We start from the raw sequence: 18,704 nt of genomic DNA, 5'->3' as shown, positions 1-18,704 counted from the left end.
AAAGCTCAAGAAAGATCTTCATTCACTTTCAAATGTGCCTCAAAGGTCCTCACGACCAATGGATTAACAGGAACACCTTCCAATCCGATCTCTTCCAGAACCTTTTCCCATGAAATCGATGAGAATTTCTGAACAGCCTCATGAACCTTTTTGACATATTCAATTCCCTCATCGATAGCTTTGTAGGTATCTTCACCCTCAATCGGATCATCCCACGAGGACAAAAGTACCTTCATATCAGGTATATCCCGAAGTTTCCTGAGGGATGAGAGAACTTCTGTAACATCATCATAGATCGGAATATCCCCTACCAGAGGAATAGCATCACCGGAGAACAGAACATTGTCAGAAGATAACAGTAATGAGATCGAACCTTTAGAGTGACCCGGAGTGTGAATTACTTTCAGGGACAGACCCTCACCAAGATCGAATACATCCCCATTTTCAAGCACACGATCCACTTTCACTGGACCACCTGCAAGGGCATGAAAATTAGGAATTGGACGTTCACCGAACTGGATATCAGGATGTTCTATCCACCCTACTGCATCCCTGTGGGCAGCAACTTCGCATCCTGTTAATTCCTTTATCGCAGGAGTAGCACCTATGTGATCCGCATGGGAATGCGTCTGTACTATCAGTGAGATATCCTGCGGATCCCTGCCTGTCTTTTTCATGTAGTCGAAGATAACATTATCTGAAGATGCAACACCACAGTCCACAAGGCAGACATTCTTCCCATAAATTAGATAAGCATACACGAAACGCTCTACCACAATACCTGAGTCGGTGGTAAGGCTAAAAGGTACTTTAATGGCATGAACATGTTCTGTTACCTGCATGTATGACCCCTGTTCATTTCTTTGCAATAACGGTTATCCAGTTGTTTTCCGGAACTTCATCGACCTCAACAGAAGAAAAACCTGCACTTTCAAGCATATCCCTGTAATCCTGAGGTGAGAAGATGTTCATGCCACCCACTTCAGTGAAAGGTGTGTTCCTTTCCTCAAAGTTGCTATGCTCGTACATCTCATTGACTATCAGAAGTATGCCACCATCTTTGAGCACACGCCTGACCTCTTTGAGGTCCCCCACGATATTCTGCCAGAAATAGCATGTCTCAAAAGCTGTGACAATATCGAACATGTCATCGGAAAGCGGCAACTCTGAAACAGAGGAATGTATTATGGTGACATGTTCACTGTCGACCGCATTCTTGTTCAGCTCGGTGGCAAGCCCCACCATTTCACTGGAATGGTCGACACCATAAACTTTACCAGCCTCTACAAGGTCCGCAAGGATACTCACAGCACGTCCGCCACCACAGCCAACATCAAGTATCCATGAATCCGGTTCAATGGAGATATGGCCAATACCCCATTTCCATAGTTCATAATGGTGCTCGTTCATCTCAAGACCAACTTTTTTCCCATCTTCACCTGAAGGATTTGCATGAATCCTCACAACGTCCTCGATATCCAATCACATCAACTCCACATAAACAATCGGCATAAGCAATAATTCAAAGTAATTTCCATCCATCACACAGAGATATATTGCCCCTGTAGATAATTTCCCGACCCTCATAGTTGAATACCAGGGGGCATACATTAACGCCCACATCCATCGCATCCCTGAAAGCAGCTGCAAGATCAGGATCAATAACTTCGTTCGGTGCGAAGCATTGTGCATTAGGCCTGAATATCAGTATGATTAGAAGTGCTTCATCACCACCACTGACCGCCTTTATCAGTTCTTCAATATGCCTTCTACCCCTAGAGGTCGGTGCATCGGGAAATATTGCTTTCCTGTCATTAATAAGAGTGCAACCTTTTACTTCCACCCATATCTTCGTATTACCTTTTACCAGAAGAAAGTCCAGCCGGCTATCCCCGAACTTCTGCTCAGCTGCAACTGAATCCAGCCCTTCAAGGAAAGGGGATACCTCGTTCCTTATAGCCCATTCCGCGATCTTGCGATGGAATGCTGAATTGATCAGGATCCAGCCATCATCAGCTTTAGCGGCAATGACATCCCAGCCGGTCTTCCGGTTAGTATTGGCAGCTTTTTTCAGAAGCAGGTCATTGCCTGCATAGAGAAGGTCCTCAAGTCTTCCCGGATCATGAATGTGGACCTTCTCTTCCTGCACATCAGCAGGAGATCCGGAAATTGAACTTATATCCACAATTCCCAGGAACCTGTTAGGTCTTGACATTAATTTTGCTTCGGCATCCCATGGGATCTCTATTACCACTTCTTTTTCAGGCATCATTTGGTTTCCTGCATTAAAAAAAAGAAAGGGAAGATCAATTATTATCCGCGATAGCTCCACCTACAACAGCACCGATAATTCCGAATATCGCAGTGTAGATGACAATTACGAATGTAATAAAAAGACCTGATCCTGCCAGAATAGCACCCAATACCGGAATATCTGCAAGCAGAAGTGCCAGAGCACCTGAAAGCATGAATCCGGGAATAGCTGCCAGTAAAGACATCAAAACACCAACTTTGAAGCCACCGAAAGCACCTTCGGAAGCAACATATCCACCGATAAAACCTCCAAAGAAAGGAGAAAGTGCATTCACCAGCGGTACCATATAGAGAATGACTGTACATATCAGTCCAATAATTGCTCCTTTTATAATATTCATAAGAACGTATCCTGTTACTATATATTTCAATATAACAGCTGAACATTTTATGTAGTTATCTATTGAACAGAAAATGCATGTTTATAAGTTTAGATCGTTTTTTTTAGCATATTAAAATAACTTTTCGTAGAATGTTTACGCCGTTAACATTTAAATAGTATAATGATAATTAGCGAATACTGAAAGACACTATTAAATCCTATTTGAGAATGTCTTTGAGGAAAAACGAATACTACCACCAATTTGAACCTGATGCTGGGATTCCTCAGTATCAGGATTCATACCTATTTTTGTATATACAATATTTTGTTCAGAACTATCAGAAATTGTATTTGACCCGATCAATTTCACTATCATGAACTTTTTTATCCATTTTAAATTTTGAGATCGAACTGGAATCCAAAAAGTATAACCTTCAAAACAACAATTACTGCTTCATGGATAAACAGAAAGAGAAAAAGTACCACCTTCACATTTATCACGCCCGTCAGTGCGATCCGAAAAAATGCACCGGCAAAAAGATGGCACGATTTGATCTTGCACGCCTTTTCGACAAGGTCCAGAAGATCCCACGCGGATCCATTCTACTCGACCCAATGGCAGAACAGGCACTTTCCCCAGCAGACAGCAACGAGCAGAACATAACTGTACTTGATTGCTCCTGGGAAACCGTTGAGGAAGTATTCCCACAACTTTTAAGGTTGCAGCTTAAACACCGTGCACTTCCTTATCTTGTAGCTGCCAATCCTGTGAATTTCGGGAGGCCTTTCAAACTCAATTCCGTTGAAGCATTTGCAGCAGCCCTTTACATACTTGGTAATAAGGAACAGGCAGAGGAGATCCTTTCAAAGTTCAACTGGGGACATAGTTTCCTTGAGGTTAATAAAGAGCCGCTTGAAGATTATTCCAAAGCAAAAGACAGCAAGGACATCATCAGGATCCAGGGCGAATACATCTAAACGGCAAAAAAGGAATTTGATACATTGATACAGATCGGAGTCATTGGCGCAGGTTCATGCGATAAGAGAGTAGCCAAGTTAGCCGAAACCGTCGGTGCTGAGATCGCAAAGAACGACGCAATACTCATTTGCGGAGGCCTGGGTGGTGTGATGGAAGCTGCAGCAATGGGATGTAAAGCAGAAGGCGGGCAGACCATAGGCATACTTCCGGGAAACAGGAAAGAGGATGCGAACGCGTATATTGATCTTGTGATCGTTACTGCAATGGGACATGCAAGAAATGCGATCATTGCACAATCATGTGATACACTGATAGCCGTAGATGGAGAATACGGCACACTTTCAGAGATAGCGCTTTCTCTAAAAATGGGAAAGCCGGTCGTAACACTGGAATCAAAATGGGACGTAGAAGGAGCATGGGTCGCAGCAAGCCCGGAGGATGCTGTTAAGATCGCATTGGGGCTATTTTTGACAAGGTAACAATACTTTAATAGTATAATAAAGATAGTTGATTAGGGATCAAATTGTGGTGCTATACTACAATTTATGATCTACACAAATTAATGGGGGAGATCAAATATGACAGATATTGAAATAGATACCAGAGGAGAAACATGCCCAGTACCTCTTGTAGAATGCCGCAAAGCTTTGAAGAAGGCATCCGAAGGAGATGAGGTCACAATTCTCGGAACGCATCCCGCATCAAAAAAGGAAATACCAATGGCATGCAAAGCACTTGGGCTTGAGATCATTGGTGTTGAAGAAAAAGATGAGGAATGGAAGATAAAGATACGCAGGTAACGTTTGGGGGTTACTATGACCGATACTGCAGAGACTACCGATAAGGCTGTCATTATTGTCCATAGTGGGGATATGGACAAAATATACAGCGCTCTTATAGTTGGCAATGGGGCACTTGCAATGGGAATGGATGTTTCCATGTACTTCACTTTCTGGGGACTTCAGAGACTTAAAAAAGGTGGACTTGAAAAGGGACCCCTTTCAAAGATGCATATGCTGGGACTTGGAAAGTGGATGATAAACAAACGCATGAAAGCAGCAAACGTAGCTTCTCTTGAAAAGCTCATGAACGACTACAAGGAACTGGGCGGGAAAATACTTGCCTGTGAGATGACCATGGAGATCATGGGAGTCAAAGCCGAAGAGCTGCGAACCGAGTGGATCGATGAGTATGGTGCAGTAGGCACTTATGTCAACGAAGCCAGAGATGCGAAAATAACATTATTCATTTAAATAAAAGTAACAAGGGGAGTGTGAACTGAAATGACAGGCTACCGATGTAATGTCTGTAACGTTTTTGAATACAATGACGAAGAAGGAAATGCTGAAATGGGCATCGCTCCAGGAACAAAACCTGAAGATTTCCCTGATGACTGGAAATGTCCGATATGTGGTGCAGATAAGAGCCACCTGATGCCAGTTTGATATTTTTAGATATTATTAAGCTTTATCTTTTTTTAACACAGCAAAGGGGTGTGCTTTTAGGATGAGCGAATACCGATGCAACGTCTGTGGTGCTTTTGAGTATGATGATACAAGGGGAGACTCGAACACCGACATAAAACCCGGAACAAAGCCGGAAGATTTCCCTGACGACTGGCGCTGTCCGATATGTGGTGCTGACAAGAACCACCAGATGCCTGTTGAAAAAGAAGAGATCGAGGAGATCACTTCAGAAGAGATAGTCACCTGTCCGAAATGTGGTACAAAAAGTAAGATCACAGTATCAGAATTTGGAAAAATAGACATCAGTGGTTATCTTGGAGAATGGAGAAGAAACTCTGACACTACTGAAAGCTACATGGAAGACATCCACAAAATCTCTGTTAGTGGTGAATCCATACTCGAACCGATGAGGACAAAGCAGGATGTGGTTTCATGGAATGACATCCTTATTAAAGGGGCGCAGCTTGCAAAGATGCCTCTTAACGAGGATGAAGCTGTCAACACTAACACCGTCATTGGCCCAAAAGCAAAGCATCCACTTATTATTGAAACTCCCGTGTTCATTACCCATATGTCATATGGCGCATTATCCAGTGAAATTAAACAGGCCCTTGCAATGGGAAGTGCTGCTGTAAAGACTGCAATGTGCTCAGGAGAGGGCGGCATCCTTAAAGAGAGCATGGAGAAAGCCCACAAGTATATTTTTGAATATGTGCCTAACAAATACAGCGCCACCGAAGATAATCTCAAAAAGGTGGATGCTATCGAGATCAAGATCGGACAGTCCGCAAAACCTGGCATGGGCGGACACCTGCCCGCTGAGAAGGTAACACACGAGTTGGCGGAGATCAGGGGATTTCCGGAAGGTACAGATATCGTAAGTCCTGCTCATTTTGATGATATCCGAAGCAAGGACGACCTGAAAGCAAAGGTTGACTGGCTCAGAGAGACCTCCGGAGGCAAACCTATCGGCATCAAGATGGCTGCAGGCAATATCGAAGCTGACCTTGAAATTGCTGTTTATGCAAAGCCCGACTTCATTACCATCGATGGCAGACCGGGGGCGACTGCTGCTGCACTCAAATTTGTTAAGAATGCAACATCCATACCTACAATATTTGCTCTTTACCGTGCAAGGAAATTCCTGGATGAGAAGGGCATAAAGGATATTTCCCTTATCATTACAGGTGGCCTGCGTGTATCTTCCGATCTTGCAAAGGCACTTGCACTTGGTGCAGATGCCATTGCCATAGGTACAGCAGCACTCATGGCGTGTGCCTGCCAGCAATACAGGCAATGCGATACCGGAAAATGTCCGGTCGGTGTCACAACACAGGACCTAGAACTTCGTTCCAGACTTAAGATCGATATTTCTGCAAAGAAACTTGAGAACTTCCTTAGAGTTTCCACCGAAGAACTTGAGAATTTCGCAAGGCTCACAGGAAATGATGATGTTCACAAATTAAGCATCAATGACCTTTGCACTACAAATTCCGAAATTTCAGATCATACCGAGATCGAACATGTCTGAGATCTGATGCATATCATAGAAAATAAGGTTATAAAGCAGGCCTATAAAATAAAAGCATAAAATAAACCCGGGGGGGTTATATCCGTTTAGAGAAAGACACACTTGGGGAAGTGGAAGTGCCTGAGGATGCCTATTATGGCCCTCAGACAACAAGGGCAGTTCATAATTTCAAGGTCAGCTGCCAGAGGCTGCCCCCTTCTTTTGTCAAAGCACAGGCTGCAATAAAGATGGCATCAGCACGTGCGAATATGGAAGCCGGAAAGCTTGATACCACAAAGGGAGAAGCCATAATCAGAGCTGCATCCGAGGTGAGAGAAGGTAAGTTCGATGACCAGTTCGTGGTAGATGCGTTCCAGTCAGGTGCAGGAACATCACAGAACATGAACGCAAACGAGGTCATTGCCAACAGGGCACTTGAGATCCTTGGGTTTGAAAAGGGACATTATGACATAATACACCCGAACGACCATGTGAACATGTCCCAGTCCTCAAATGATACAACACATACTGCGATTCACATTGCTGCTGTGGAGACCATTAATTCAGAGCTCATGCCTGCACTTGTGGAAATGCTGACAGTATTTGCTGAAAGGTCAGCTGAGTTCATGGAGATCGTCAAACCCGGAAGAACACATCTGCAGGATGCAGTGCCTGTTACACTCGGCCAGGAATTCTCCGGGTATGCACATATGCTTGAACTTGGGATCAAGCGGCTTGAAGTTGCAATTGATGGCCTATAGGAGCTGAACATGGGAGGCACTGCTGTTGGTACCGGGCTGAACACACCGGAAGATTTCGGACAGCTGGCAATAAAAGAGATGGAGCATATCACAGGCCAGGATTTTAGGCTGGCTCAAAATGCATTTGAAGCCACACAGTCTGCAGAAGCCATTCTCGGAGCATCGGGTGCACTGCGAAGTATTGCTGTGACCCTTATCAAGATCGCAAATGACCTACGTCTTCTTTCAAGTGGTCCGCGAGCAGGTATCGGTGAGATCAATCTCCCAGCAATACAACCCGGTTCTTCCATCATGCCCGGGAAAGTGAACCCCGTGATGGCAGAGATGCTTAACATGGCATGTTTCCAGATCATCGGGAATGATACAACAATAACAATGGCTGCACAGGGAGGACAGTTCGAACTCAACGTATTCACCCCTGTACTTGCCTATGATCTTCTTAGCTCAATAGAGATCCTCACAGGTGCATCGATCTCCTTTACAGAAAGGTGCCTTCGGGGGATCACTGTGAACAGAGAACGATGTGAAGAACTATCAAAGCAGAGCCTTGCTCTTGTCACCATACTGGCAACAAGCATAGGTTATGAGAAGGCGGCAGAGATCGCACATACTGCACACAGGGAGAATAAGAGCATAATCGAAGTGGTAAAGGATATGAACATAATGGATGTGAAAGACGTAGAGAAGCTTCTTGATCCCATCACCATGACAGGAGTGGGTAAATGATCACACATGATGTGATAGTGATAGGAGGCGGCCTTTCAGGCCTCAGATGTGCTATTGAACTTCATGAAAAGGGAGTGGATGTAGCCATCATCTCAAAGGTTCCCCCGATACGCAGCCACTCCGGAGCTGCACAAGGAGGTATCAATGCATCCCTTGGCTCCGATGACAGCTGGGAATCGCATGCATTTGACACAGTAAAGGGAAGCGACTATCTTGCCGACCAGGACACTGTTGAGATATTATGTAAAGAAGCCCCTGACAGGGTTCTTGAAATGGAACACTGGGGTACCAATTTCTCAAGGAAGGATGATGGTACCATAGCACAGCGTCCTTTTGGAGGTGCAGGATTTCCCAGGACATGCTATGCAGGGGACAGGACCGGACACAACCTTCTTCATACACTTCACGAAAGGGTCCTGCGTGCCGGCATCAAGGTCTACAGGGAATGGCTTGTAACAAAACTTGTGATCGAGGATGACAGATGTCTGGGTTTTGTAGCTATGAACCTGCTAAACTCCGAACTTGAGGTTTTCAAGACAAAAGCTACAGTACTTGCCACCGGGGGTTATGGGAGAATCTACGCGAAATCCACCAATGCCATCATCAACAAAGGTTTTGGGATAAGTCTTGCCTATCGTGCAGGAGTACCACTCCAGGACATGGAATTCGTACAGTTCCACCCCACAACATTATGGGGCACTAATATACTGATCACCGAAGGTGCAAGGGGTGAAGGCGGATACCTCTACAATAAGGACCATGAAAGGTTCATGAAAGACTACGCAGCCTCATCGATGGAACTGGCACCCAGAGATATCGTTGCAAGGTCTATCCAGCAGGAGATCGAGGAGGGAAGAGGATTCCCCGGAGGATATGTCCATCTGGACATCACCCACCTTGGGAAAGACCTTATCGAAGAAAGACTGGCAGGTATCAGGCAGATCTGTATCGATTTTATAGGCATTGACCCGGTCGAGGAACCAATCCCGGTACAGCCCGGACAACACTACTCAATGGGTGGAATCTGCTCGAACAAGGACGGAGCTACTCCTGTTAACGGGCTATATGCAGTTGGGGAATGTGCCTGCATAAGTGTTCATGGTGCAAACCGGCTGGGGGGAAATTCACTCCTTGACACCGTGGTCTTTGGACGAAGAGCAGGAGTGCATGCAGCAGAGTATGTTGCATCACTGAAAGAAGCGAGCGATGATCCTCTGAAACGGGCACTTGATAGTGAGAGAACTGCAATTTCTGAAATGATGGGGAAAGATGGAGAAAGCTATTCCAGCATAAGTCAGGAACTGAAACAGACCATGCAGGAGAATGTGGGTGTTTTCAGGGAACACGACAAACTCGAGCAGGCAGTCAGGGATATCAAAGATCTGGAAGAGAGAGCAAAATCACTGATGGTCAAAACAGAAGCAAAGGAATTCAACCTGGAACTGCTCAATGCCATCGAGCTTAAGGGTATGCTGGACCTGGCACATGTCATCGCATTAGGAGCATTGGTACGTGAAGAAAGCAGGGGTGCACATTACAGGACCGATTTCCTTGAAAGGGACGACAAGAACTGGTTAAAGCACACACTCGCCTATCCCGCACCGGAAGGTCCACGACTGGAATACAAAGATGTTAGTATAACGATCTTCCAGCCACAGAGGAGGACTTACTGATGATCAAGCTAAAGATCAGAAGACAGGATGGAGAAAAGGTCTGGTATGATCTCTTTGAGGTTGAGGACAAGCCGGGAATGAATCTGCTGGAAGCATTGTTCTATGTTCAGGAAAAACTTGATGGAAGCCTGACATTCCGGTACTCTTGCAGAGGTGCTGTCTGTGGAAGTTGTGGAATGCTCATCAACCGGGTACCAAGGTTAGCCTGCAAGGTACAGGTATCTGAACTGAGGAAGGAACCTACGAATGAAGGGAATCCGGAGGTCCTGATAGCTAACAAGAAGAAAGAAACAGACAATGATGAAATACTGATAGAACCACTACCTAACCTGGATGTCATACGTGACCTTGTGGTAAATATGGATCCGTTCTATTCCCTGCTGGAGACTGTAAGACCCTGGCTTGAGATGAAGAATGAGATTCCTGAAAAAGAGAACATCATGGATCAGGAGACACAGGTCAAGCTTGAACAATATACCAACTGCATCCTATGTGCAATATGCCACGGGTCATGCCCTGTTGCAGAAAGAGACAGGAAATACTACGGACCGGCAGCTCTTGCAAAAGCATGGCGTTTTGATTTTGACCCAAGGGAAAATGAATCCAATAGAAAAGAAAGGCTTGAAATCGTGGACTCAGAATCCGGCGTATGGGGATGTGACACTGTATACAAGTGTGTTGCAGTCTGTCCCAAAAAAGTGGCACCTACGTTAGGGATAAATGAACTTCGCAACAGGATAGATACAAATAAGAAAAAAGAAGAGTAAGTAAGGATTACTTCTCTTTGAAATTATTATAGAACAGGTATAGAAGGGGACAGGATTGGAAATAATAAAATATATTACATCATTTCAACAGGAACATATGATCGGGAACTAGTATGCGAGAATATTAGTGTGACACAAAACTTTTTATTATATAAAGATTTTCAACACCTGATATACTCATTATAGTTTCACTGGTAACGGCAAGACGTTCCATATATTTATAAATCGATAATACCGGAGTTTTCGATGCATCTTATCATAGCAGAAAAACACATTGCGGCCAAGAGGATAGCAACTATCCTTGCCCCGAAGAAACCAAAGCAGGTACGTGTCAGCGGAATGGATACCTACGAGTTCAATGCTGATGACAGGACCGTTGTTATGGGGCTTAGTGGACACATCGTCCAGCTGGACTTCCCTAAAGCATACAACAACTGGCAGAAAGTAGAGTCAAGAGAGCTCATCGATGCTGAGGTCATCACCACACCCACACATGTAAAGATCGTGAGTGCACTTAAAAAGCTGGGAAAGGAAGCAACACACGTTACCATTGCTACTGACTACGACCGGGAAGGAGAACTTATTGGTGTAGAAGCGCTTGAGATCATCAAGAAAGTGAACCCTGAAGTAGACTTTGACCGTGTATTCTACAGTGCGATCACAAAGAAAGAGATAGATGATGCTTTTGCAAACCCTGCAGCTATTGATTTCAATCTTGCTGATGCAGGCCATTCCAGACAGGTCATCGACCTGGTATGGGGAGCATCGCTCACAAGATACCTTTCCATTTCAGCAGGCAGGCTGGGTAAACTTTTCCTATCTGTAGGAAGGGTACAATCACCGACCCTTGCACTTATAGTCGACAAGGAGAAAGAAAGGCAGGCTTTCATCCCAAAACCATACTGGGAAATTTTTGCCACCCTCAAGGATGAGAAGGGTGAACTCTTCAACATCCAGCACAAGACCCTGAAGTTCTGGGACAAAGCAGAAGCAGAAAGGGTAATGGACATCATAGGTGACAATGCAACCGTTACTTCGGTCGTCAGATCAAAGAAGACAGACAAGCCTCCCACCCCGTTCAATACCACCGAATTCATAGGCGCTGCAAGTTCCATCGGTTATAGCGCTGCCAATGCCATGAGGATCGCAGAATCACTTTATACAAGCGGTTTCATTTCATATCCGAGGACTGACAACACGGTCTATCCGGCATCTATCGACCTGAGAGAACAGATCGAGATCTTCAAGAAAGGTACTTTCAAGGAATATGCCGAAAAACTGCTTGCCAAGGAAAAACTCGTTCCGACCCGTGGTAAGAAAGAAACCACAGATCACCCTCCTATCTATCCTGCATCACTTGCAAAGAAGAGCGAGCTCAATGAACAGGAATGGAAGCTTTACGAACTTGTGGTCAGGAGATTCTTTGCGACCTTTGCTGAAGAGGCCGAATGGGAGACCCTTAAGGTAAAGTTCGACATTGAAGATGAGGAATTCAAGGCAAACGGTGCCAGACTTCTTCACGCAGGATGGAGATGGTACTACCCATACAATGCACCACAGGATAGGCTGCTTCCTGCTCTTGAAGAAGGTGAGGTGCTCACTATAAAGAGCAAAGAGATGACGTCAAAGGAGACACAGCCACCCGGAAGATATGGACAGGGAAGGCTCATAAAGCTCATGGAAGAGCTTGGACTTGGCACTAAAGCAACACGCCATGACATTATCAGCAAGCTATATTCAAGAGCATACGTCCACGGAAATCCGCTCCAGCCCACAAAAACATCCTTTGCAGTAGTAGAAGCTCTTGAGGAATATGCTCCTACTATCACAAGGCATGACATGACAAGCAAGCTGGAAGAGGACATGGACCGTATTGCAGAAGGCAAGGTCAATGAAGAGGATGTCCTGAGCGACTCAAGGAAGATGCTTGATAATGTATTTGCCGAACTTGAAGTCAATAAGGAGAAGATATCAGAATCATTGCGTGCCGGTCTTCGCGAAGACAAGGTCATTGGAGTCTGCAAAGAGTGTGGCTCAAAGCTTATAGTCAGACGCTCAAAGAGAGGATCCAGGTTTATCGGTTGTGATGGATATCCTGACTGTAATTTTTCATTACCACTTCCAAAGAGCGGACAGGTCATTGTTACTGATAAGACATGTGAAGAACACGGCATCAACCATATTAAGATCATAAATGCCGGTAAGCGTCCATGGGACCTTGGTTGCCCGCAATGTAATTTCATCGAATGGAAAAAGACACAGGAAGAAGAGAAAAAGAAGCTTCCTGAAGTTCCAAGACCTGAGAAGATACTGGATGTACCCGGTATCGGAAAGGTTACAGCTGAAAAGCTCAAAGATGCAGGCGTTTCAACTGTAGATGAGCTTGGTGAAGTAAACGCAATAGAACTTTCAAAAAGCACAGGAATTTCTGTCGGCAAGATCATGAAGTGGCAGGAAGCTGTTGCATAAATAAACAAAAGAAGGGATACAAATGAAACTGGGATTCAAAGGCGGTTGTAAGGAAGTCGGACGTTCTGCACTCTTGGTCAACGATGAGATACTGGTCGATTACGGGATAAAACCTGGAGAGACTCCGCTCTATCCTGTAGACCAAGTAGCTCCTAAAGCTGTCTTTGTTTCACACGGCCATCTGGACCACTGCGGTGCTGTTGCAAATCTCATGGACATGAAACCTGATGTGTTCATGACACCACCGACTGCAGATCTTGCACATATATTAGCAAAAGACACACTTGCAATATCAGAAAGAGAAGGAAGATCCGTACCTTATAGCGGCTGGGAGCTACAGCAGTTAACAATGAACACCCAAAAGGTGGATACAGGAATAGAATTCCATACACACGGTTACACTGCAGAGTTTTATAATGCAGGTCACATACCCGGCTCTTCAGCAATATATCTTGAAAAAGATGGGAAAAGCATTGTCTATACCGGTGATTTCAACACCCTTGATACAAGACTTGTACCGGTAGCCGATGAACTGCCAAAAGCAGATGCACTCATAACAGAAAGCACATATTTTAACGAGGACCACCCTTCCAGAAAGGAAACTGAAAGGGAATTCATCGACTCACTGAAGGACACACTGGACATGGGAGGCAATGTAATTATACCTGCTTTCGCCATTGGAAGAACACAGGAAATACTCATGCTTCTCAGCGACTATGGTATCCCATGCTATGTGGACGGAATGGGAGTCGGGATATACAAACTTCTGATGAACCATCCTGATTATCTGAAGAACCCGGCACACCTGAAACATGCATTTGATAATGCAACATTTGTCAAAGGCAGAAAAAGAGCAAATGTTTCACTTCATGGCTCCGTTATCGTGACAACTGCAGGTATGCTTAACGGTGGCCCTGTGCTTTACTATATCAACCAGCTCTACAAGGACGCGAAATCCAAGATTATGCTTACAGGCTATCAGGTAGAAGGCACCAACGGAAGAATGATGCTCGATACCGGCATCATCGACAACGATGGAGTTATCCAGCAGGTCCGCATGAAGGTCGAGCAGTATGATTTCTCAGCCCACTGCGGCGACCGTGAGCTAAAGCAGCTTGTGAAAGATTTCTGTGACAAAGGCGGAGAGAAGGTCTTCCCAATGCATGGAGAGAACGCAGCAGATTTCGCCACATGGGTCAATGAAGAGATCGGTGCAGAAGGATATGCTCCTGCCAACGGCGAAGATGTTATGATCTAAATTTCAAGGGCTTCACAGATTTTTCATAAGAATACATAATGGTTGCAGATATAATGTCTGCAATTTCATTTTTTTATCTTTTTTAATTCAAACTTCAAGTTCAGTCTAACATAAATGTATCATCACTTAACAGAACACAGCATCGCTTTAATAGATCAGGTAGTTATCCTGTTATAAAGCATCGGAAGCCTTTCCGGCAGTGAAGCCGCATTATCGATTATAGTGTACCCTACATCCGAGAAGATGGCATCCAGGTACTCTCCTGCTTCACTGTCAACAGTAATACAGAAGAAGTGCATCCCAAGTGCATTGCCCTCCTGTATTGCAACCCTTGTATCCTCAATGGCCATCTGCCCTTCATATTTGCCGTCAGCAAAACCAAGATCGTAAGGGTCGCCATCTGAAAGCAGGACAAGAAGCTTTATCCTTGCATCGATGTCCTTAAGCTTTGAGATGGAATGACGGATCGCAGCACCCAACCTTGTGTTCATTGCAGGTTCCAGAGCGCTTATCTTGCATTCCGCATCCTCTGAAAAGTGCTCGTTGAACTCCTTTATCGTATAGAATTCAACATCGGACCTGGTATTGCCGGAAAAAGCTGCAATTGCATACTTATCTCCTATGCTCTCAAGGGCCTGGGTCATGATGATAAGTGAATCCTTTTCCACATCGAGTATTCTACGGCCATTTTCCAGTTTCTTCCTCGTTGATGCACTCATATCCAGAAGGAAAAGAGTGGCAACATCCCTCTCACGCTTATCCCTTCTAATGTACAACCGGTCAGAAGGGTTGATACCGCACTTCCTGTCAGTAAAAGCCTCGATCAAAGCATCAAGATCAAAATCATCCCCATCCAGCTGCCTGCGTAATTTGCGGAAGGATTCCGGCTTCATCATCTTAAAGATCCGGTTAATCAGAGTGATCTCACGTGCATAATGTTCCCTGGCCTCAAGGTAGAATTCATTGTCACTTCCTGAAGGGGATACTTCATAGACAGTACACCAGTCGTTCTTATAGTCCTGCATACGGGAATCCCATTCATCATAACTGTAACTTCCAAGCACTTCCCAGTTCTTCGATCTTGCATATTCAGGACCTTTGCCCGGCCTGTCCTCAATGAGCTCTCCTTCATCCGGAAGGACGGTCTGAGGAATAAAAGATTCCATTGCATGCTCCGTAAATTCTTCACCACTAGTTTGAGTGGAAGAGGAAGAACCGACACCCATTCCACGATAGTCAAAATTCCTTATCGACTCATATTCCATTAATTTCAGGGGACCAAAACGATCAGTAAGCACGGTATAGATTTCGATAGTCGCTTCAAGTGAATCAAGTGTGGAGGAATCAGGTTTGAAAACATTATTTACAAGTATTTCATGAGAAATATCCAAAATTTCCTGGAGATCGCTCTCAATTTCAAATGATGGTTCGATACCTACAGAGTAAAGCAAAAAAGCTTCCATAAACCTTTCAATACCAAATTTATCTGGACTTCTGTTCTGTGAGATCTGCATTCTTACTTTTTCGAACTCCCGGAGCAATCCCCTGTAAAGGGATGTCGTCATGTGCTCCACCCTTGCATCTTCTATAATTCCCATTATGTCAGCAGCAATGAATGGAGCTGAAAGTTTCCCGATAACGAATGCAACTACGTTAGACTTAACAGCAGGATCAACTTCCATATCCTCAGGAAGATCCAAAATGTCAATACCAGTCTTTTCTAGCAGTGGCAAAAGATCCTTCAGCTCAAAGACCGAAGTTCCAAACTGGATGTGTCCCACTTCATGCATTACAGCCAACTTATAGATAGTGAAGTTCTCCTCGAAATCCCCATACCCTTTCACCGTAGGCTCCAGATAGATCGTCCTGCCGGAAACTATCGGATTAGGATACTTGCTGAACTCTCCTGACAGGAAACTCTTTGAACGTATTGTGAAATTTATGCCTGAGATTCCCACTGAATAATACTTAAGGACCCTTGACACGCGCTTAAGTGCCACTCCACTCATCAGTTTTTCAGCAAACTCCGTTGCACTCTTTGACCTCAGCGAAAAATAGGACCTGCCACTCCCACGATCCTCTTCAAAAATGGAAAGCCCTTTTTTCGCCCAGTCATCAAGCTCTGTTACATCGAGGTCCTTTAGCAATGCCGGGGAATTCCTGAAAAAACTGAATGCCATTTCTCTGTCGATTTTAAAGACTTCAAGACCCGTATGTACCCATCTTTCGATCTCCTTCGGATGTATATTGAGCAGCACATCTGACAGGATGGAAAAATATATTCCTGCAAGCATTCCATTATTTTCTGCCAGATGATTTGCATTACTGAATATTGTCGAATAGTATTTCCGATCCGTGTTCTTCAATACAGAAAGAGAATTGTGGAAATAGTTCGAGCCATAAAATGTTGAGCTCTGCGAAATGCTCTCCCCAATAAAGACCCACTCATCGAACTCCCCTATTTCCAGATGAATTAGCATCTCAGGTGCAATCTCAAAAAAGCTCCCAACACATCTCCAGCAGATTTTAGTTAATTGTACACCAATACCGATGAGATGTCTTGTTTCATCCCTGTCAGCCCGCAGAAGATTATTTCCCAATCCCCTGAAAACCGCCCCATAGAATGTCTTTGCAGCTTCAGGTTCATCGTATGAAAAGAGTCCTTTGCCCATTTCCACATATTCTGCAAGATCTTCAATATCGATCCTGCCAATGAACTTAGGAGTAATCTTCAGGAATAAGCTGGCAACCTCACCGTTTTCAACAGAAAGTTCTCTTCCGAGAGATGTCCATTTATCGAACTCACTTCTGCTTAGTGTGGCTAATGCAAGAGGTGCACTGGTAAAGAATGTAAGGAACAGCTGAAGATCAATATTCCTGAATTCCTTTGAGGAGAGCAAAAGCAATTTTCTCTGGTGTTCCGGAAGAGCAGAAAAGACAATCACAGTCTGCCCAATAAGCTCATTAGCAACTTCCCATTTGTTACCGGCAATCTCCCGTATCATCGGATACCAGATGGTTAAAAGTTCCGGTTCCATCAAAAGTCCAAGCTCTTCGATCTTTCCCAGAAATGCATTTCCAACACTGGAATTCAAAGAATTTAGTTCTATGGCCAGTTCGACCAAACTACTGAAAGTGGCAGAACCGAGGGCAATGAATGCGGGAAAAGTTTCAGATAAATAAATATTTTCAAGACCCTTGTCCTTGTTAAGTGAATACATCCAGATAGAGAACCATTCTACAAACCTGGAGGGTTGTTTTCTGAAAAGTACAAGCAATTCCAGAGGTATTTTTTCAAATTCAGCAGAGATTTCACTGATTTCAACTTCTGACAGGTCCTCGAGCAGACCTGCTGAATCCAGGATATCAATTACCTCCTTAAGATGAACGACCTCCCCTTCATCCTGTGACAACTACTTTCACTCCATAATAGCTGATATGATCTCATCTATGCTTTTCTGGAGGTCAGCATCATCTGTGATCGGCTTGACCATGGCGACCTTGCATGCTTCCCTTGGTTCTATCCCGGACCTGATAAGCATACCTGCATATATGAGAAGACGGGTGCTTACTCCTTCCTCAAGGCCATGCTGCTTAAAATTACGTATGCGATGACCAATATCCACAAGAGTGCGAGCAGTTTCCTCATCCACGCCACTTTCATGAGCAACTATGTCGGTTTCCAGTTCAGCAGGCGGGTAGTCAAAATCAATAGAAACAAATCTCTGTCTTGTGCTCTGCTTCAAGTCCTTCAGCACGCTCTGGTATCCCGGATTGTAGGAGATGGTCAGCATGAACTCAGGTGGTGCCTGAAGTACAATACCCATTTTCTCGATGGGCATGATACGCCGGTCATCCGTAAGCGGATGAATTACTACTCTTGTATCCATCCTTGCTTCCACGAACTCATCAAGGTAACAGATAGCACCGCTTTTCAAAGCAGCTGTTAAGGGTCCATCGTTCCATTCGGTTCCTTCTCCTTTTATCAGGAACCTGCCGATAAGATCGTTAGCTGTCAGGTCCTCATGACAGGAGATCGTAATAAGAGGACGCCCCAGATCGTAGGCCATATATTCGATAAAACGTGTTTTCCCGCACCCGGTTGGTCCTTTGAGACTGACAGGCAGTTTATTTTCATAAGCAGCCCTGAAGATCTCGACCTCATTTCCGACAGGAACGTAGTATGGTTCTTCTTTAATGACGCATTCTTCAGCACGCTGCTGGGAACAGATAATATCGGTCATTGGGATCACTCCTTAACTTTCTGATATAATTTTAGTGTTTAAAGTTGATAATGTTTTGCAGATGAAAGAGCAGGATAAAAAATAAAATCTGACAACATAAATTAGAGTAATATCAGAAATATCGATGAAACTTAGATGAGAATAGTAGCAAACAAATAAAATTGTTAAAAGCAAAAAGAAGAAATTAAAAAAGAAAACTTCTTTTGCTGAATAAGT

The 18,704-nt window shown here is 44.4% G+C and carries 17 protein-coding genes and 1 pseudogene; 12 read left to right on the top strand and 6 right to left on the bottom strand.

The features are described 5' to 3' along the window. Positions 1-5: 5 nt before the first annotated feature. Genes J7W08_RS01815 through J7W08_RS01800 form a run of 4 tightly spaced genes read right to left on the bottom strand, consistent with a single transcriptional unit; the run spans position 6 to position 2,654 of the window. Positions 6-842: an MBL fold metallo-hydrolase gene (locus J7W08_RS01815; protein WP_233084964.1), complete on the bottom strand. Its 837-nt coding sequence runs from the start codon at positions 840-842 to the stop codon at positions 6-8. Between the two features lie 13 nt (positions 843-855). Then, positions 856-1,482: a class I SAM-dependent methyltransferase gene (locus J7W08_RS01810; protein WP_233084963.1), complete on the bottom strand. Its 627-nt coding sequence runs from the start codon at positions 1,480-1,482 to the stop codon at positions 856-858. 40 nt (positions 1,483-1,522) lie between these two features. Continuing rightward, a complete protein-coding gene (sfsA, locus tag J7W08_RS01805; protein ID WP_233084962.1) occupies positions 1,523-2,272 on the bottom strand; it encodes a DNA/RNA nuclease SfsA in 750 nt (249 codons plus the stop codon). Positions 2,273-2,306: 34 nt separating this feature from the next. After that, a complete protein-coding gene (locus J7W08_RS01800; RefSeq protein ID WP_233084961.1) occupies positions 2,307-2,654 on the bottom strand; it encodes a DUF5518 domain-containing protein in 348 nt (115 codons plus the stop codon). A gap of 437 nt (positions 2,655-3,091) precedes the next feature. Between J7W08_RS01800 and J7W08_RS01795 the strand changes: the two genes are divergently transcribed. From J7W08_RS01795 to J7W08_RS01740, 12 genes and pseudogenes are all read left to right on the top strand, one after another. Next, entirely contained in the window at positions 3,092-3,613 is a 522-nt protein-coding gene (locus J7W08_RS01795; RefSeq protein ID WP_233084960.1) for a DUF367 family protein, read from the top strand. A 24-nt stretch (positions 3,614-3,637) separates the two neighbouring features. Then, positions 3,638-4,093 (top strand): TIGR00725 family protein, encoded by a 456-nt coding sequence (locus J7W08_RS01790; protein WP_249778714.1) that lies wholly within the window; start codon positions 3,638-3,640, stop codon positions 4,091-4,093. 99 nt (positions 4,094-4,192) lie between these two features. Then, positions 4,193-4,414, top strand: a complete 222-nt coding sequence (locus J7W08_RS01785; RefSeq protein ID WP_048193926.1) for a sulfurtransferase TusA family protein — start codon at positions 4,193-4,195, stop codon at positions 4,412-4,414. A gap of 15 nt (positions 4,415-4,429) precedes the next feature. Next, on the top strand, positions 4,430-4,867 hold the full coding sequence (locus J7W08_RS01780; protein WP_233084959.1) for a DsrE/DsrF/DrsH-like family protein: 438 nt from the start codon (positions 4,430-4,432) through the stop codon (positions 4,865-4,867). 30 nt (positions 4,868-4,897) lie between these two features. Next, positions 4,898-5,059: a rubredoxin gene (locus J7W08_RS01775; RefSeq protein ID WP_233084958.1), complete on the top strand. Its 162-nt coding sequence runs from the start codon at positions 4,898-4,900 to the stop codon at positions 5,057-5,059. A gap of 61 nt (positions 5,060-5,120) precedes the next feature. Continuing rightward, positions 5,121-6,611, top strand: coding sequence for a glutamate synthase-related protein (locus J7W08_RS01770; protein WP_233084957.1), 1,491 nt, complete (start codon positions 5,121-5,123; stop codon positions 6,609-6,611). 110 nt (positions 6,612-6,721) lie between these two features. Continuing rightward, positions 6,722-7,696, top strand: a pseudogene (locus J7W08_RS01765) (lyase family protein); the annotation flags it as partial. Continuing rightward, the gene (locus J7W08_RS01760) at positions 7,676-8,077 is read left to right on the top strand and encodes a hypothetical protein (protein ID WP_310742515.1); all 402 of its coding nucleotides are present in this window, start codon (positions 7,676-7,678) and stop codon (positions 8,075-8,077) included. The pseudogene J7W08_RS01765 and the gene J7W08_RS01760, both read left to right, overlap by 21 nt. Continuing rightward, positions 8,074-9,750, top strand: coding sequence for an FAD-dependent oxidoreductase (locus J7W08_RS01755; protein ID WP_233084956.1), 1,677 nt, complete (start codon positions 8,074-8,076; stop codon positions 9,748-9,750). The genes J7W08_RS01760 and J7W08_RS01755 overlap by 4 nt, the downstream gene beginning before the upstream one ends. Beyond that, entirely contained in the window at positions 9,750-10,517 is a 768-nt protein-coding gene (locus J7W08_RS01750) for a succinate dehydrogenase/fumarate reductase iron-sulfur subunit (protein ID WP_233084955.1), read from the top strand. The genes J7W08_RS01755 and J7W08_RS01750 overlap by 1 nt, the downstream gene beginning before the upstream one ends. Positions 10,518-10,763: 246 nt before the next feature. Continuing rightward, positions 10,764-12,986, top strand: coding sequence for a DNA topoisomerase I (locus tag J7W08_RS01745; RefSeq protein ID WP_233084954.1), 2,223 nt, complete (start codon positions 10,764-10,766; stop codon positions 12,984-12,986). A 22-nt stretch (positions 12,987-13,008) separates the two neighbouring features. After that, complete coding sequence (locus tag J7W08_RS01740; protein WP_233084953.1) at positions 13,009-14,244, top strand: MBL fold metallo-hydrolase; 1,236 nt, start codon at positions 13,009-13,011, stop codon at positions 14,242-14,244. Between the two features lie 155 nt (positions 14,245-14,399). On the opposite strand, the gene J7W08_RS01735 is transcribed toward J7W08_RS01740, so the two are convergent. Both J7W08_RS01735 and J7W08_RS01730 read right to left on the bottom strand, forming a co-directional pair. After that, positions 14,400-17,657 (bottom strand): nitric oxide reductase activation protein NorD, encoded by a 3,258-nt coding sequence (locus J7W08_RS01735; RefSeq protein ID WP_233084952.1) that lies wholly within the window; start codon positions 17,655-17,657, stop codon positions 14,400-14,402. Between the two features lie 6 nt (positions 17,658-17,663). Further along, complete coding sequence (locus tag J7W08_RS01730; protein WP_233084951.1) at positions 17,664-18,488, bottom strand: CbbQ/NirQ/NorQ/GpvN family protein; 825 nt, start codon at positions 18,486-18,488, stop codon at positions 17,664-17,666. Between the last annotated feature and the right edge of the window lie 216 nt (positions 18,489-18,704).

The sequence above is a fragment of the Methanococcoides orientis genome (assembly GCF_021184045.1).
GTDB classification, from domain to species: Archaea; Halobacteriota; Methanosarcinia; order Methanosarcinales; family Methanosarcinaceae; genus Methanococcoides; species Methanococcoides orientis.
The sequence above is the reverse complement of the archived record's forward strand: the minus strand, read 5'-3'. Positions and strand labels throughout refer to the sequence as shown.

Excerpts from the sequence above, each read along its gene's own strand:
- J7W08_RS01815 (WP_233084964.1), bottom strand. The coding sequence starts at position 842 with ATGCAGGTAACAGAACATGTTCATGCCATTAAAGTACCTTTTAGCCTT.
- sfsA (WP_233084962.1), bottom strand. The coding sequence starts at position 2,272 with ATGATGCCTGAAAAAGAAGTGGTAATAGAGATCCCATGGGATGCCGAA.
- J7W08_RS01800 (WP_233084961.1), bottom strand. The coding sequence starts at position 2,654 with ATGAATATTATAAAAGGAGCAATTATTGGACTGATATGTACAGTCATT.
- J7W08_RS01795 (WP_233084960.1), top strand. The coding sequence starts at position 3,092 with ATGGATAAACAGAAAGAGAAAAAGTACCACCTTCACATTTATCACGCC.
- J7W08_RS01785 (WP_048193926.1), top strand. The coding sequence starts at position 4,193 with ATGACAGATATTGAAATAGATACCAGAGGAGAAACATGCCCAGTACCT.
- J7W08_RS01780 (WP_233084959.1), top strand. The coding sequence starts at position 4,430 with ATGACCGATACTGCAGAGACTACCGATAAGGCTGTCATTATTGTCCAT.
- J7W08_RS01775 (WP_233084958.1), top strand. The coding sequence starts at position 4,898 with ATGACAGGCTACCGATGTAATGTCTGTAACGTTTTTGAATACAATGAC.
- J7W08_RS01770 (WP_233084957.1), top strand. The coding sequence starts at position 5,121 with ATGAGCGAATACCGATGCAACGTCTGTGGTGCTTTTGAGTATGATGAT.
- J7W08_RS01760 (WP_310742515.1), top strand. The coding sequence starts at position 7,676 with ATGCTTAACATGGCATGTTTCCAGATCATCGGGAATGATACAACAATA.
- J7W08_RS01755 (WP_233084956.1), top strand. The coding sequence starts at position 8,074 with ATGATCACACATGATGTGATAGTGATAGGAGGCGGCCTTTCAGGCCTC.
- J7W08_RS01750 (WP_233084955.1), top strand. The coding sequence starts at position 9,750 with ATGATCAAGCTAAAGATCAGAAGACAGGATGGAGAAAAGGTCTGGTAT.
- J7W08_RS01745 (WP_233084954.1), top strand. The coding sequence starts at position 10,764 with ATGCATCTTATCATAGCAGAAAAACACATTGCGGCCAAGAGGATAGCA.
- J7W08_RS01740 (WP_233084953.1), top strand. The coding sequence starts at position 13,009 with ATGAAACTGGGATTCAAAGGCGGTTGTAAGGAAGTCGGACGTTCTGCA.
- J7W08_RS01730 (WP_233084951.1), bottom strand. The coding sequence starts at position 18,488 with ATGACCGATATTATCTGTTCCCAGCAGCGTGCTGAAGAATGCGTCATT.